Source organism: Agarivorans sp., assembly GCF_050295395.1.
Lineage (GTDB): Bacteria > Pseudomonadota > Gammaproteobacteria > Enterobacterales > Celerinatantimonadaceae > Agarivorans.
Genome location: NZ_JBNKPP010000277.1, coordinates 1 through 1,843, shown reverse-complemented (window position 1 = coordinate 1,843; position 1,843 = coordinate 1). Strand labels below are relative to the sequence as shown.

General features: G+C 48.8%; 2 protein-coding genes. Both read left to right on the top strand.

Going from position 1 to position 1,843, the window contains the following annotated elements; translation table 11 throughout:
- Positions 1-726 (top strand): HlyD family secretion protein (locus tag ACQY6Q_RS16505; RefSeq protein ID WP_427983124.1); only part of this gene is annotated, 726 nt, incomplete at its 5' end.
- A gap of 12 nt (positions 727-738) precedes the next feature.
- A complete protein-coding gene (locus tag ACQY6Q_RS16500; protein WP_427983122.1) occupies positions 739-1,782 on the top strand; it encodes a DUF2955 domain-containing protein in 1,044 nt (347 codons plus the stop codon).
- The last annotated feature ends 61 nt before the right edge of the window (positions 1,783-1,843 follow it).

Genomic DNA, 1,843 nt, shown 5'->3' with positions numbered 1-1,843 from the left:
GTGGATGCGATTAAAATTGTTTATCAACAGAAGCAGCAATATGCGCAACGTTTAGCGGCTTTGTTCACTAGTCATAGTGTTTCTCAACAACAGCGTGATGATGCCCAGAGTGCTGCGATAGCCGAACGCGCTAAATTATTGGCCGCTGAAGCTCGCCTTAAACAGTTACAGGTAAATCGCGGTAAGTTGGGCGAGAACAACTTGAATTTGCAGGTTGCGCAAAACCAACTGAAACAAGCACGTTTGAATCTGTCTTATACCCAAGTTAGAGCCGAGCAAGATGGAGTAGTCACCAATGTGCAATTGGCGGTGGGGGCCTATGCCAACGCCGGTCAGCCTTTACTTGCCTTAGTGTCTTCTGAGTCGGAAGTGATTGCCGATTTTAGGGAAAAAAGTTCCCGTTACGCAGTGAACGGTAGCCCCGCTTTAGTTACCTTTGATAGTCAACCCGGAACGCTTTATCAAGCCGAAGTGGTGGGGATGGATGCCGGGGTAAGCGATGGACAATTCGACGCCAACGGCCGTTTAGCTACACCCGCTAATTCTAATCGTTGGGTGCGTGACGCACAGCGGATGCGCTTGCATTTGGCGGTCAAACAAGCCGACGCTCAGTTTTTGCCTTCTGGCGCTAAAGCCACTGTTCAGCTACTGCCTCAGCAGCCCGTGTTTGCTTATTTGGCTCGCTTACAGCTGAAGTTTTTGAGCCTATTACACTACATCTATTAAGCTGGAGGCCCTATGCAACTATGGCATCAGCCTTTAACTGAAAATGCCATGCGCCGAGGCCTAAGGGTGTCTTTAGGCGCTAGCTTCGGCTTTGTTTTCTGTAAGTTTTTTGAATTGGATTTTGGTGTGTTTTTCGTGGTCACGCCAATCTTGTTATTGGGTGCGGTAGCCAAGATAAATGCTAACATTGTGCGCCAAAGTTTGGCGGCTGCGGTGGTGAGTGGTCTAGAAGTGGGTTTGCTGGCGGCTATTTTTAGTTCTCATCCCTTACTGATGACCATGCTGGCTTTTTTGCTGTTTGTTTATAAGTTTGCTTGTATGTCGGGCGGTAGCTTGTTTCTATTTGGCTCCACTGGAGTGCTTAATTTAAGCATTATGCTGCACTTTGCCAGCTATAGTTCGGTTGATCTGAACGGCATGATTGCGGTGAATATTTGGGCCAATGTAGTAGCCTTGCTGATAGCCCTAGCGCTAGTACATGTTATCCCCGACCGTCCCGTTAACCCAAAACCAGCTGCAGCGCCTGCCGCTCCCGCGCCAAAACCAGGGCATCGCCGTCGTCATGAAGCTTTGTTAGGGGCAACGGTGGCGACCTTGTCCTTTGTTGTTTTTCAAGTGTTTAACTTAAACGATTCGCTGTCAGCTCAGGCTACAACGCTGTTGTTGCTCTTTCCTTTGCATTGGAATGGCGCTCTTAGCTATGCCCGTAAGCGGGTGATGGGTGTGACGCTGGGGGTGACCTTCGGCGTAGCGAGTCAGCTCTTGCTTTACAATTGGTCTGATCAACTGCTACTGGTGTCGCTATTGTTGTGGATTGGTTTGCTCATGTTTAGTTATGTGCATGCCAAAGAGGGCGGCGTACCCGGCCTAGGCTTTGGTGGCTTAACCACCTTGGGGATTTTGTTTGGCCAGTACTTGAGCCCCAATCAAGACATTATCTTTAGTGCCTTATATCGGGTTAGTAGCATTGTAGTGGCGGTGATTATCACTTTGTTTGTGTGTTACCTAGTGCATCGCATTTTGAATAGGTTTGAGGCGACACGCTTTGGTTATTAGCCTCTGCGCGGTGTTTTACCCGTTGCTAAGCTGGTCAGTGTTTAGCTCTATATAGAGCGGC